12 protein-coding genes and 1 pseudogene are annotated in these 13,734 nt (G+C 52.4%); 9 read left to right on the forward strand and 4 right to left on the reverse strand.

Features of this window, described 5'->3' with window-relative positions:
* Window positions 1-43: 43 nt before the first annotated feature.
* Window positions 44-613, reverse strand: a complete 570-nt coding sequence (locus UC14_RS18130; protein ID WP_112152533.1) for a GNAT family N-acetyltransferase — start codon at window positions 611-613, stop codon at window positions 44-46.
* 101 nt (window positions 614-714) lie between these two features.
* Here UC14_RS18130 and dapF point away from each other — a divergent pair, with 101 nt between their 5' ends.
* From dapF to aroQ, 5 genes are all read left to right on the forward strand, one after another.
* Entirely contained in the window at window positions 715-1,554 is an 840-nt protein-coding gene (gene dapF / locus UC14_RS18135) for a diaminopimelate epimerase (protein ID WP_112152532.1), read from the forward strand.
* A 322-nt stretch (window positions 1,555-1,876) separates the two neighbouring features.
* Window positions 1,877-3,256: an aromatic acid/H+ symport family MFS transporter gene (locus tag UC14_RS18140; RefSeq protein ID WP_112198147.1), complete on the forward strand. Its 1,380-nt coding sequence runs from the start codon at window positions 1,877-1,879 to the stop codon at window positions 3,254-3,256.
* Window positions 3,257-3,361: 105 nt separating this feature from the next.
* Window positions 3,362-4,624, forward strand: coding sequence for a gallate dioxygenase (locus UC14_RS18145; protein WP_112198148.1), 1,263 nt, complete (start codon window positions 3,362-3,364; stop codon window positions 4,622-4,624).
* The gene (locus UC14_RS18150) at window positions 4,621-5,454 is read left to right on the forward strand and encodes an amidohydrolase (protein ID WP_112198149.1); all 834 of its coding nucleotides are present in this window, start codon (window positions 4,621-4,623) and stop codon (window positions 5,452-5,454) included. Before UC14_RS18145 ends, UC14_RS18150 begins: the two co-directional genes overlap by 4 nt.
* Window positions 5,455-5,470: 16 nt before the next feature.
* Window positions 5,471-5,911: a type II 3-dehydroquinate dehydratase gene (aroQ, locus tag UC14_RS18155; RefSeq protein ID WP_015690079.1), complete on the forward strand. Its 441-nt coding sequence runs from the start codon at window positions 5,471-5,473 to the stop codon at window positions 5,909-5,911.
* A gap of 71 nt (window positions 5,912-5,982) precedes the next feature.
* On the opposite strand, the gene UC14_RS18160 is transcribed toward aroQ, so the two are convergent.
* From UC14_RS18160 to UC14_RS18170, 3 genes and pseudogenes are all read right to left on the reverse strand, one after another.
* Window positions 5,983-7,236 (reverse strand): O-antigen ligase, encoded by a 1,254-nt coding sequence (locus UC14_RS18160; RefSeq protein ID WP_112198150.1) that lies wholly within the window; start codon window positions 7,234-7,236, stop codon window positions 5,983-5,985.
* Window positions 7,229-8,340, reverse strand: a pseudogene (locus UC14_RS18165) (glycosyltransferase). The gene UC14_RS18160 and the pseudogene UC14_RS18165 overlap by 8 nt, the downstream one beginning before the upstream one ends.
* 361 nt (window positions 8,341-8,701) lie before the next feature.
* A complete protein-coding gene (locus UC14_RS18170) occupies window positions 8,702-9,931 on the reverse strand; it encodes a LysR family transcriptional regulator (protein WP_112198151.1) in 1,230 nt (409 codons plus the stop codon).
* Window positions 9,932-10,081: 150 nt separating this feature from the next.
* Here UC14_RS18170 and galB point away from each other — a divergent pair, with 150 nt between their 5' ends.
* From galB to UC14_RS18190, 4 genes are read left to right on the forward strand one after another with little or no spacing between them, the layout of a single operon-like run.
* Window positions 10,082-10,828, forward strand: coding sequence for a 4-oxalmesaconate hydratase (gene galB, locus UC14_RS18175; RefSeq protein ID WP_013575973.1), 747 nt, complete (start codon window positions 10,082-10,084; stop codon window positions 10,826-10,828).
* Window positions 10,825-11,550, forward strand: a complete 726-nt coding sequence (locus tag UC14_RS18180) for a 4-carboxy-4-hydroxy-2-oxoadipate aldolase/oxaloacetate decarboxylase (protein ID WP_037034520.1) — start codon at window positions 10,825-10,827, stop codon at window positions 11,548-11,550. Before galB ends, UC14_RS18180 begins: the two co-directional genes overlap by 4 nt.
* Window positions 11,551-11,559: 9 nt before the next feature.
* Window positions 11,560-12,684, forward strand: coding sequence for a 4-oxalomesaconate tautomerase (locus UC14_RS18185; RefSeq protein WP_112152527.1), 1,125 nt, complete (start codon window positions 11,560-11,562; stop codon window positions 12,682-12,684).
* Window positions 12,677-13,582, forward strand: coding sequence for an NAD(P)-dependent oxidoreductase (locus UC14_RS18190; protein WP_112198152.1), 906 nt, complete (start codon window positions 12,677-12,679; stop codon window positions 13,580-13,582). The genes UC14_RS18185 and UC14_RS18190 overlap by 8 nt, the downstream gene beginning before the upstream one ends.
* The last annotated feature ends 152 nt before the right edge of the window (window positions 13,583-13,734 follow it).

Consider the following 13,734-nt stretch of genomic DNA (forward strand, 5'->3'; position numbering starts at 1 on the left):
CTTTAATACCCCACCCCAACCCTCCCCTTCGCAGGGGAGGGAGTCAGACCCGTTTTAGCCGATACAAACAATGTTCCCGCAACCAGTGCCCTTCCTCAATCACCGGATGCATGAAGTTCTCTTCGGGATCGCACACCATTCCCAGCTTTTTCATCACTGCCTGTGAGCGGACATTCGGCAGCGCTGTAAATGCCACAATTTCGTTGAGCCCTAGCTGAATAAACCCGGCATCCAGCGCAGCGCGGGAAGCTTCGGTGCAAAAACCCTGTCCCCACGCATCCGCCCGTAAACGCCAGCCGACTTCAACGCACGGGTTGAACGGCAGGTTATATCCCGGTGTATGCAACCCGACGAAGCCCATAAACTCGCCGGTTTCACGTAACTCAACCACCCAGATCCCCCACCCACGTTCAGTGATCAAATCCCGACAGCGGATCGCCATTTCATCACTTTTTTCACGGGCCAGCACTGACGGGAAAAATTCCATCACCTGCGGATCAGCGTTCATGGCGGCAAAAGGTTCAAAATCTTTATCCTGCCACTGGCGCAAAATCAGTCGCGATGTGGTGATAGCCAGCGGCGGCGATGCAACGGGGACGGTAAAAGACTGCATAAACAACTCCTTTTTTATGGCAGACATGGGTTAAAAGTAAATTCTGGTATTTCCTGTTAATGATATTTATAACAATAATAAATAATTCCGGAGCTGCCATTATGATTTTTCACCGCTATCACGGACTGGGTAACGATTATCTGGTCTGCCATCACCGCGTCGCCGCCCTGCTCAGTAACCAGCAAATCCGGCGCATCTGCGATCGTCATTACGGCATCGGTTCCGACGGTTTGCTGATCGACAATGACGATGCAGATATCCCCTCCCTGCGTATTATCAATCCTGACGGTTCAGAAGCTGAGAAAAGCGGCAACGGTCTGCGTATTTACGCCCGTTATCTGTTTGATATTGGCCGCGTCGCGCATGAGCCGTTTCTGGTGAATACACCGGGCGGGCAAGTGTGTTGTGAAGTCACCGACGGCGCCCATCAGGTGATTGTGGATATGGGGCAGGCAAAATTCTCGCCAGCCGCTTTACCCGCCAGTGTAGAAGGCGATGAAGCTCTCGCGCTACCCATCGTCGCGGGCGGGCATAATCTCAGTGCGACGCTGGTATCCATGGGCAATCCGCACTGCGTGATCCGGGTGGACAAACTGGATCTGGATTTAGTAAAGCAACTCGGCTCAGAGATTGAAACGCTGGCGATTTTCCCGAAACGTACCAACGTGCAGTTCGCGCAAGTCCTTGATCGCAATAATATCAGCATCGGCATCTGGGAGCGCGGCGCGGGTTATACGCTGGCTTCCGGCAGCAGCAGTTGCGCGGCAGCCAGCGCGATGCGCAAACTCGGGCTGGTGGATGACCATGTCACGGTACAGATGCCGGGCGGAAAACTCGCCATCAGTTTCAGCGGCGACTTTCAGGTCAACATGCGTGGCCCGGTGCAGAAAATTGCCATAATTACCCTCGATAACGACTGCTTCCGGGATATGCCGGCATAGCATTCTGACCTGCTGGACGTTCCCGACTCACCTCCCTTGTATGAAACTCTCCTGACGGCAGCCTGTCTGCCGCTCTTTCTGCACGCCCCCTATAAACAAAACTCATACCTGCATAATGATTTTATGGCAGACAGCATGCTTTGCAGCCCCTAAGTTGGTTATCAGGAAACACAACAATGAATAACCAACTTACTGTTTAATAAATAAAATAATACTTATAAAAACCTCTCACGGCCGTTTTCTGTGCTTAACCGGTCAGTGAAATTTTGTTCAAAGTTTTAATCCGATCACATATTAATAAAAAAAACAGAGAGCGTACCCTATGAGCAACAACACCATCGTGGATGTGAAAACGTGGATAGACGAACGCCCGATATCGAAATATCAATGGGTGGTTTTGTCACTGTGTTTCATCATCATCATGTTCGACGGTTATGACGCCGCGGTGATGGGCTTTATCGCCCCGGCGCTGATCGAAGACTGGGGCATCAGCCGTGCGGAAATGGGGCCGATCCTGGGTGCCGCCATGTTTGGCGTGGCGATCGGCGCGCTGATTGCCGGACCGAACGCGGATCGCTTTGGCCGCAAGCGGGTGCTGATGTGGTCGATTCTGTGTTTTGCCCTGTTCAGTCTGCTGAGTACCTTTGCCCGCACGCCGATGGAAATGGCAATCCTGCGTTTTCTCACCGGTCTCGGCTTAGGCGCGGTCATGCCTAATACCGTGACGCTGGTGTCGGAATACATGCCCGAACGCCGCCGCAGCCTGATGATCACTGTGATGTACAGCGGCTTTAACGTCGGTTCCGGCGCGGGGGGATTTGTCGCGGCCGGTCTGTTGCCGCACTTTGGCTGGAAAGCAGTAATTTTTGCCGGTGGGATTTTGCCGCTGCTGATGCTGCCGTTACTGCTGTGGATCCTGCCGGAATCCGCCATGTACATGGTGGTGCGTAACGTCGCGAAAGAAAAAATTGCCAAAGTGCTGACCCGCGCCGGGGGTGTTTTCAGCGAAGGAACCAAATTTGTGCTCAAGGCGCCGGTTATTCAGAAAAAAGCCAAAGTATTCCAGCTTTTCACCAACGGCTACGCCAAAGGCACGATGGTGTTGTGGGTCACTTACTTCATGGGCCTGTTCGTGATTTATCTGCTCAACGGCTGGTTGCCAACCATTATGCGTAACGGCGGTTTCTCGCTGGAACGCGCGGCTATCGTCGCCGGTTTGTTCCAGTTGGGCGGCACTTTCGGCGGCCTGATGGTCGGCGGGCTGATGGACAGATTCACCGCCAAACGTGTCATTGCGGGTTTCTACATGATGGGCGTGATCAGCCTGCTGTCGCAAGGTATTGGCAACTTTGGCCCGGATATTCTCGCCCTGCTGGTGTTCATCAGCGGTGTCTGTATCAACGGCGCACAGACCGGTTTGCAGGCGTTTTCGCCAGCCTTCTATCCGACCGAAATGCGTGCCACCGGCGTCTGCTGGATGCACGGTATCGGCCGCAGCGGCGCGATTATCAGTTCATCGATGGGCGGCGTTCTGCTGGGTGTTTTCTCCGGCCAAAACATGATCTTTATTATTCTGGCGCTGCCTGCGTTGCTGGCAGGGCTGAGCATTCTTTTACACCGCGCGGCGCACCCGGCCGAGATGATCAAAGGTGTTGATATTACCGACATCCCGGAGTTGTCGCGCACCATGAATATCCGCTAGTCTCCGGATTAGCCACCTGATAATTAGAAACATATTCATCACCATAAATAATGCGGCGCGACGTGCGTGTCGCAGTTACCCTACAAAAAGTATTGAGGATTTAAGATGGCGAAAATCATAGGCGGTTTAGCAGTTTCACATACCCCGACCATCGGTTTTGCGGTTGACCATAACAAGCAGGAAGAAAGCGCCTGGGCGCCGATTTTCGAGAGCTTTGCGCCGATGCAAAAATGGCTGGATGAGAAAAAACCGGACGTGCTGGTCTACATTTTCAACGACCACGTGACCTCGTTCTTCTTCGATCACTATTCCGCCTTTACGTTAGGTATCGACGAGCAGTATGAAGTGGCCGATGAAGGCGGCGGCCCGCGTGACCTGCCTGCGGTCAAAGGCCATGCGGCGCTGTCTCAGCATATCGGTGCCAGCCTGATGGCGGATGAATTCGATATGTCTTTCTTTCAGGATAAGCCGTTGGATCACGGTTTGTTCTCGCCGCTTTCTGCCCTTCTCCCGCATGAAGGCGGCTGGCCGACACAAATCGTTCCGCTGCAAATCGGCGTATTACAGTTCCCTATTCCCGCCGCCCGCCGCTGCTACAAACTCGGTCAGGCGCTGCGCCGTGCGATTGAAAGTTTCCCGGAAGATTTAAACGTGGCGATTGTCGCCACCGGCGGCGTGTCGCATCAGGTTCACGGCGAACGCTGCGGGTTTAACAACCCGGACTGGGATGAGCAATTTGTCGATATGATCGTCAACGACCCGGAACGTCTGACCGAAATGACGCTGGCTGAATTCGCCACGCTGGGCGGCATGGAAGGCGCGGAAGTGATCATGTGGCTGGTGATGCGCGGTGCGCTGTCAGCCAATGTGAAGAAACTGCATCAGGCTTATTACCTGCCGTCGATGACCGGTATCGCCACGCTGATCCTCGAAAATCAGTCGCGTGAAGCACCGTATGATGTGCAACAGCGCCAGCGTGACAAAATCGCGCAACAAATGGCGGGCGTTGAAAAGCTGCCGGGCACCTATCCGTTCACCCAGGCACGCAGTCTGAAAGCGTTGCGCATCAACCGTTTCCTGCACCGTCTGATCCAGCCTGCATGGCGTGAACGTTTTCTTATCGATCAACATGCGCTGTTTACCGAAAACAAGCTGACGGACGAGGAACAGCAACTGCTGCGCGAACTCGACTGGCGCGGCATGATCCATTACGGCGTCAGTTTCTTTCTGCTGGAAAAACTCGGCGCGGTAGTCGGTGTGTCCAACTTACATATTTATTCCGCGATGCGGGGCGAATCGCTGGAAGAATTCCAGAAAACCCGCAATCAGCAAGTTCTCTATTCAGTAGCAGGTAAAGCGAAAGCATGACAATTTTTGATCAACCTAAGATCGACACCCATCACCACGTGTTTGATCCGGCGCGCTTTCCGTACCTGCCGGACACGCCGTATCGTCCGGAAGGTCACGAGATTGGCACCACCGAGTATTACCGTGCCGTGATGCAGGCGTACAACATCCGCCACTCGCTGATTGTCGGCCCGACCTCGGGATATAACACCGACAGTGCGTGTCTGCTGGATGCGCTGCAAAAAGGCAACGGGCGCTTCAAAGGCATTGCCGTGGTGCCGTTTGACATCGGCATTGAGCGGCTTGCAAACCTGAAAAATGCCGGTGTGGTCGGAATTGCCATGAACGTCGCGATGCTCGGCACGGAGCCGTTTTTGCATCTCGACGGCCTGATGGGGCGTCTTGCCGAACTGGATATGTTCGCCGCCATTCAGGTGCAAAACGATCAGCTTCTGGCATTGTTGCCGCTGATTAACCGTACCCGCGCACGGCTGCTGATTGATCACTCCGGGCGACCTGACGTCACGCAGGGGCTGCAACAACCGGCTTTTCAGGCACTGCTCAGCCTCGCTGACCAGCAAAGAGCCTGGGTAAAACTCTCAGGCTTAGCGAAATTCAGCCGTCAGCCTTTCCCGTATCAGGACGGGCACGCCTACCAGCACGCCCTGCTGGATGCCTTCGGCGCGGAGCATTGCATGTGGGGTTCCGACTGGCCGTTCCTGCGGGCGGAGCACCGGATGGATCTCGGTACGTTACTGATGCTGGTCGGACAATTATTTCCTGATGAAAAGATCCGCCAGCAGATTTTGTGGCAGACCCCGAAAGATTTGTTTGGATTTACGGATTACTGAAAAAAGGCAGACACTGATGAACTACAACATTGCCGTATTCAACGGCCCGAATCTCAATTTACTGGGCACCCGTGAACCGGAAACCTACGGTCACGACACGCTGGCGACCATCGAAAAGCTTTGTCATCAGACTGGCGAAAACTGCGGCGCAAAAATCGAATTCTTCCAGACCAATCACGAAGGAGATCTGATTGACCGCATTCAGGCATGCCGTGGCAAAGTGGACGCGATTGTGCTCAACGCCGCTGCGTGGACGCACACGTCCGTCGCCATCCGCGACGCCGTGACCGCCGTCAGCCTGCCGCTGTACGAAGTGCATATCACCAACGTGCATAAACGCGACGCCTTCCGCCACCATTCATTCCTTTCCGACGTTGCCGTCGGCGTAATCTGCGGTTTTGGCATTCAGGGCTATGAATATGCGATCAGACAGGCAGTGGTAAATCTGAATAAATAAAGCAGATTTTTGGAAAGTAAAACTTAAATAACATAAGGATTCAGAGTGTGAATCCTTATATTTCAGGCATGTTATTCAGCAGATTTTCGCGTACCAATACAGCAGACCGCCAGCGATATGACAAACAATGTTGCTGTCTGATCATAAAGAATCACTGAATCCGTCAGTCCGGTAACGAATAAAGCAATAAATGGAAGCACCATGCCTTTAATATTAACTTTCCTCACCCACCCATAGATTAAAACCAGATAAGGCAGCAATAAGGAAAACGTTCCTAATAATCCCTGAAGTGTAGTGACCTCAAGAAATTCGTTGTGCATATTATATTGAACATTGGTATAGCCTTCCGTGTTTTCCGGATGATGCGTTTTGATAAACGCTCTGGCCAACGTGGTTCTCTCATCAGGCGTAGTAAAACCAATATGGTGATGTAACAGGTATATACCACTTTGCCAGATCGCCACCCTGGCCCCCAGTGATGTTGAACTTTGTACATCATATTTCTGGATATCATTAATACCCTGGGCCCAGCGATGCCCGGTGATGCCTAAAATCGCCACAATAGCGAGCACGACCAACCCCGCCATCTGCCAATTTTTTCTTAAGTCTATTTTATACTCTAAAAATATAAAGGTAAGCTTAAGGAATATGAGAGCGAGAATGGTAATTCTTGTCCCACATAAATACAGGAGGATAAAGGTCAGTATAAAAGCCCCTAGATCCACACATTTTGAATAACGATGATTTTCTAACCGGCTTAACCCCAGATAAGCCGCGTATATGAAAATAATCATATAAGAGGACATTGACGATGCATCAGTCGTCAGTTTTATCCGGTCATTCACGGTATAAAAATGTTCATGTAACCCGAAGCCCAGCGTAACAATCAACCCCACCACGATTATTACTTTACTTAAGAATATAGTTTTTTGAGTTGTCAGCGAACCATACACAGAAAGGCATAAGATGACAAAAGCACCCAGCAGGATCCTTTTGCTCCCTACTAAATAATTGTTAATGATGCCTGCGCTCGTCGGCGAGGGATCTATGCCATTATGCTTTAGCATCATTGCCCAGACAAAACGGACAGCGGCTAAGAAAAACAATGAAAAGAACATCACCAGATAAAAATGTTCATTCTTAAATGAGATATCCTTTTTGTAAATAGCATATAAAGTGGTAAAAAAACTGACGTAAGAAACAACATAAAATATTTTTTGTGGCCATCCGGTGATAAACATGCTCAATGAAAGTGAAATGCAAAGAGCAATAACTGATGCATTTACAATTATTTTCAAAGGAGCTGTAGCAGATTTGCTATTCATCTTTTCCCTCAGCAATCTTATTAAGAATATTCTTAAAATTATTCATATACGCATCTTCGTAAAACTTCCCGATACTTTCCTTTATCACTGCCTGCTCTGGCAATACCCGATCACTGCCTATTTTATTAATGATTTGAGAAAGCCTAATAATGTCATTTTGCGGATAAAGTTGCCCATTAATATTGTTTTCAATTATTTCTGACGGACCGCTGATACAATCAGAGGAGACGCAATATATTCCCCGGGATATCGCTTCCAGCAGCACAAGCGGGAAGCCTTCGAAATTAGACGTCATGACCAGGCAAGTGACTTCTTTGATATTATTTTCGACATATTCCCAGGGTTCACTTTGCCATCCATGCCAGGTAATCTGATCAGAAATCCCCGACTGTTGCGTATAAGATTGACATGTGGCCAAATCTTCACCATCTCCCACGATATCTAATGACCAGCGGACACTGACCCGGGCAAGCGCATCAAAGAGATCTTTTAACTGCTTTTGTCTTTCAAAATGTATTCTGCCGATGTAGAGGATTCTGAGCGACTCGGGTCTTAAAATAACCGTATCCGTTTTTTTCACGGGGTTAAAAATCACATCGACGTTATTTTTGTCGACACCCAACTCTGTCAGTTGATTTTTTATTTCATCGCTGATCGCAAATGATGATCTGCTGATAACAGATAATGCGGGCGATACCGCTCCCGGGGTGGAAGATGCATCCATGTGGATAAAACAGTCTTATGCGCAGAAAAGGTAATTGCACGACGTGCCATTAAGCTGGGTATTGTATTAAGTGTAATGACATGTTCTGGTTTATATTTTCTGATAAATAAGAGAAGCCGCAGAGTATGTATGAAGTTTTTTACTTTTTTATTTCGTAGTGTGCAGACACTTTCAAATAGCACGGCATTATCGAGCCAGGATTTTGAGTACGTCTTTTCACCACTATTGATGACGAAAAAACCCGCCTCAAACTCTTCACTCTTTTTGAGTGCTGATATTACCTGGCTGGTCACGTTTTCCATGCCGCCACGCCCGATAAGTAAATCTGTCACAAGCACTATTTTCTTTTTATTAATAACTTCTTTTTCTTTAGTTATCATAGTCCAGTCTCTTCACAGCCCTCAAACCGCGAGAGCAATATTCAACCTTTATTTCTCAACACATATTTATACAAGGTTTATCAAAAAACAGGCATTCCCTTCACAAGGGCGGCCATCTTACCTTAAAATGACAGGCCATTCATGTACAAAACAGACACAAACGTAACCTTGTCTTAAAAATTAGAGAATTCCCAATACTGACAGGGCCTGTAAAACGAGGGCGATCTGATACAGGTATTTTGTTTATACAACGAACCGGAATTCATCCTGTTTGTATTAAGGATAATAATTACCCCAAAACCAAAGCACATAACAACATCGTTCATATTTCACACACGATAATTACCCGTAATCAAAATTCTCATATGAAAATGGGGTTGCCACACACTTTTCTGATCTCCATCACCAGCGCCTCTGCGGCAGGTGAAAGCAGACTTCCGGCGCGGAAGGTCAGGCCGATGGCGCGGTGCGTATCGGCCAGATCCAGCGGCAGTTTAACCAGTTCGCCGGATTCAAGCTCATGCTCAAGCTGGCGGGCTGATACTGCTGCCAGCATGTCCGAACCGAGCAGCAGCCCACGCACAATCCCCAGATCACCGCTTTCCACCACCGGGTCCGGCGGCGGCATCCCCATGGCAGCAAAACTGTTATCCAGCAGGTGTCTTGCCGGGGTTTCAGCACGCGGCAACACCCAGCGCGCCTCGCGCAGAGTTTCCTGCGTGACATTTTCTGCCAGCAACGGATGTCCTTTTCTCGCCAGAATCACCATGCTTTCGGTAAACAATGTTTCTGTTGCCATATCAGCCGCATAATCACGGGATCTCAGCGCGCCAAAAATAAAGTCCACTTCCCCGGACCGCAGCTCGGACGCCAGTGCGCTGAAGGCACTTTCGTTGGTCACCACTTTCACGCCGCTGTAGCGCTGCGTCAGGCCGATAATCGCCTGCGGCAGTAAGCGCGTGCGCCCGAGTGGCAAAGCGCCAACCTGCACAGTGCCTTCCAGCACACCGCGACGGGCGGCAATGTCGGCGGGAATATGACGCAATTCATTAAGCGCACGACGCAGGTTCGGCACGATATCCTGCCCCGCAAGTGAAGGCATCATGCCGTGCGGTGTGCGTTCCAGCAGCGCAACACCGGCACCGTTTTCCAGTACTTTCAGCGCAGCACTGACCGCGGGCTGGCTGAGGCCGAGCAGCGTGGCGACCGTCTGCATATGCCGGGTTTTACACAGAGAGATAAAAATTTGCAGACGCCGGACGTTAAACAGATACAGCGGTTCGGTATCACCGCGCCTTTGCCCGCTTTTGCCCTGTAATTTCGCCAGCTGTGAGGGGATCTGCCGCAATTCGGCAATCGCCCGTCGCGCACGCGGCAGCACGCATTTACCGAAATCCGTCAGCAGCATGCCGTTGGCGTGACGTTCAAACAGCGGAACGTCGAGGGACTGTTCCAGATCCCGTATCGCCCGTGTTACCGCAGATTGTGTGCGGTACAGTTCATCAGCCGCGCGGGATACACTTCCCTGGTCGACCACCTGACAAAATGCTCTGATTTGCATCAGGTTACTCAACATCTGCGACTGTGCCATCCCCTTCTCCCTTCAGCATTTTTTGCGTGACCTTTCCCTGCAATATAAATAAAACGCATACCCCATGCAATCAAATGAATTACCCGTCGCAGACACAGACTGACAGCATGGAACTCAGACATTTTGAGAACAAAAACCAAGGACATCTCCATGACTCAGCCCAAAAAAGAGAACACTAAAAGTGCATTAGTCGTCAGTGCCCACTCTGCCGATTTCGTCTGGCGTGCGGGCGGTGCCATCGCCAGACATACTCAGGCCGGTTACGCCGTGCACATCGTTTGCCTGTCGTTTGGTGAACGCGGTGAGTCTGCCAAACTGTGGCGCAAAGGCAATATGACCGAAGAAGTCGTGAAAGCATCACGCCGCGAAGAAGCCATGGCCGCCGCCGAAATCCTCGGGGCCAGTGTCGAGTTTTTCGATATGGGCGATTATCCGCTGCGCGCCGACAAGGAATCGTTGTTCCGTCTGGCCGATGTTTACCGCCGCGTACAGCCGCATTTTGTGCTGACCCATTCGCTGAAAGACCCGTACAACTACGATCACCCGATGGCGACGCATCTGGCACAGGAAGCGCGGATTATCGCGCAGGCAGAAGGCTATAAGCCGGGCGAAACCATTGTCGGTGCACCGCCGGTTTACTGTTTTGAACCACATCAGCCGGAACAGTGCGACTGGAAACCCGATGTTCTGCTCGATATCACTGATGTCTGGGACAAGAAATATCAGGCCATTCAATGCATGGCCGGTCAGGAACATCTGTGGGAATACTATACCCGCGTCGCCCAACAGCGCGGCGTGCAGGCCAAACGTAACGTCGGGATCACCAGCACCAAAAACATCGTTTACGGCGAAGGCTATCAGAGCCTCTTCCCGCGAGTGACGGAGGATTTAGCATGAGTCTGGTCGGCAAAAAAGGCGTCGTGGTTCGCCATATTCCACGGGCAAATAAAGCAGATGTGTCGGCACTGGCGGCTTTTGGCGTGGCGACGGTACATGAAGCGCAGGGTCGCAAAGGCTTGCTGGATGCGGGCATCCGTCCGATACAGCAGGATTGTGCGATTTCCGGCAGCGCCGTCACCGTGCTCACCGCACCGGGCGATAACTGGATGTTCCACGTAGCCGTCGAACAATGTCAGCCGGGCGATATTCTGGTGGTTGCGCCAACCTCGCCATGTTCCGACGGCTTCTTCGGCGATTTGCTGGCAACGTCACTGAAAGCGCGCGGCGTGGTCGGGCTGGTTGCCGATCTCGGCGTGCGTGATACCAAAACGCTGCGCGATATGGGTTTCCGCGTCTGGTCACGGGCCGTTCACGCGCAGGGTACGATCAAAGAAACGCTCGGCTCCGTGAACGTGCCGGTTGTCTGCGCCGGACAGTTAGTGAATCCGGGCGATGCCATTGTGGCCGATGATGACGGCGTTGTGGTCATCCCCCGCGAAGAGGTCGCGCAAGTGGCACAGGCCAGCCGTGAGCGTGAAGCGCTGGAAGAAAGTAAACGTGCCAGGATGGCAGACGGTGAACTCGGATTGGATATCTACAATATGCGTCCGCGTCTGGCAGAAAAAGGCCTGAAGTATTTCGATTCGCTGGAAGAACTGGAAAATGCCGCAAGGCGCTGAGGAGCCGATATGCCGCAGACCCGAATCCCCTGCCTGCTGATGCGCGGCGGGACGTCAAAAGGCGCATTTTTTCTGGCGGACGATTTACCGCACGAGCAGGCCTTACGCGACAATGTGCTGCTGGCGGTGATGGGTTCCCCCGATCCGCGCCAGATTGATGGCCTTGGCGGCGCCGATCCGCTGACCAGCAAAGTGGCGATTATCCGCCCTTCGGCACGCCCTGACGCCGACGTCGATTATCTTTTTGCGCAGGTTAATGTCGATAAAGCCGTGGTGGATTACGGACAAAACTGCGGCAATATCCTGGCTGCCGTCGGCCCGTTCGCCATTGAAAGGCAACTGCTGAGCGCGGTTGAAGGGATTACCCCGGTGCGGATCTTCATGGAAAACACCGGCCAGATTGCGACCGCGCATGTGCCGGTAAAAGAGGGTCAGGTGTGCTATCAGGGTGATTTGCGCATTGATGGCGTACCGGGCACCGCGGCCAAAATCAGCGTGGAATTTGCCGATATCGCCGGTTCCAGTTGTGGCGCGTTGCTGCCAACCGGTAACGCCCGTGACACGTTTGACGGTATCGACGTCACCTGCATCGACAATGGCATGCCCGTTATTCTGCTGCGCGCCGCCGATTTCGGGTGCAGTGGTTATGAAAGCCGTGAACAGCTGGATGCAGACACGGAACTGAAAAAACGCCTCGAATCAATCCGCTTGCAGGCGGGCCCGAAAATGAAACTCGGCGATGTCACGCAGCGCACCGTGCCAAAAATGACATTAATTGCCGAACCGCGAAATGGCGGTGCCATCTCCAGCCGGACGTTTATTCCGCATCGCTGCCACGCCTCGATTGGCGTACTCGGCGCGGTCAGCGTCGCCAGCGCCTGCCTGATCCCCGGCAGCATCACCGAAGGGCTGGCACATACGCCGTCCGGCAACACGCCGTTAATCAGCGTGGAACATCCGGCCGGGGAATTCAGCGTGGAATTACAACTCGATCCGACAAAAACAGGGGCAGAACGGCTGGCTGGCTGTGCCCTGTTACGTACCGCAAGGCTGATTTTTGAAGGCCGTGTCGCCATCCCCGCCAGCGTCTGGGACGGTCATCAGGACGATCAACAGGGATCTCATCATGAATAACGTGACCCGCATTACCCTCATCGGCCTCGGCGAAGTGGGCACCATTCTGGCAACGGATCTGAAAAAGCAAAATCCGGCACCGGATATCGTGGCGTTTGATAAGCTGACAGATTCAGCGGTTATCCGGCAGCGCGCCCGTGACGCCGGAGTGCATTTTGCGCCGTCACTGGAAGACGCCGTGAAAGGCAGTCAGATCATTTTCTCCGCTGTGACCGCCGCCGAAGCGTTGAATGTGGCCGGTGCCGTCGCCCGGCATCTCGCACCCGGTCAGTTCTTTCTCGATCTGAATTCAGTTTCGCCGCACACCAAACGCGAAGCGATGGCGCTGATTGAGCAGGCGGGTGGCAATTACATTGATGTCGCCGTCATGGCCCCCTATCCGCCTGCAAGGCTGAAAACCCCGTTACTGCTGGGCGGCACACATGTTTACGCGATCAATGAATGGCTGAATGAAAACGGATTTAACAGCAAAGTTCACAGCACCAGCGTCGGCGAGGCCTCGGCGATCAAGATGTGCCGCAGTGTGATGATCAAAGGCCTGGAAGCGCTGACTGCCGAATGCCTGAGTGCTGCGCGGCAATACGGCGTCGAGCAAGAAGTGCTCGCCTCGCTGCACGCCAGTTTCCCCTCACTCGGCTGGGACGCGCAGTTTCCGCACTATCTCATCAGCCGGATTGCAGAACACGGCAAACGCCGCGCCGAGGAAATGCGTGAAGTGGTGAAAACGCTCGAAGATGTGGGTATCGCACCGAATATGAGTTCCGGCACGGTGCTCGCCCAGCAGGAACTGGTGGATGCGCTGGCCGCGAAGGGGATCAGGTATTCGGATCTGGAGCCGTTTGACTGGGGGAGGACTAGTAGATCTTTTACGAAAATAAGTTGTCCCTTTCTCACCTGACCGGAGGAGAAAACCGGTCAACTCCCTCCCCTGCGAAGGGGAGGGTTGGGGTGGGGTATTACAGAGAAATCATAGCGTTGAAGTTTGCTTTGGCACGTTTTTACCCGGCGGATACTTCAACAATCGTTTCGCCATTAATACCCCCCTCCCCG

Source organism: Rahnella sp. NRRL B-41462, from assembly GCF_003263525.1.
In the GTDB taxonomy this organism is placed as follows: Bacteria; Pseudomonadota; Gammaproteobacteria; order Enterobacterales; family Enterobacteriaceae; genus Rahnella; species Rahnella aceris.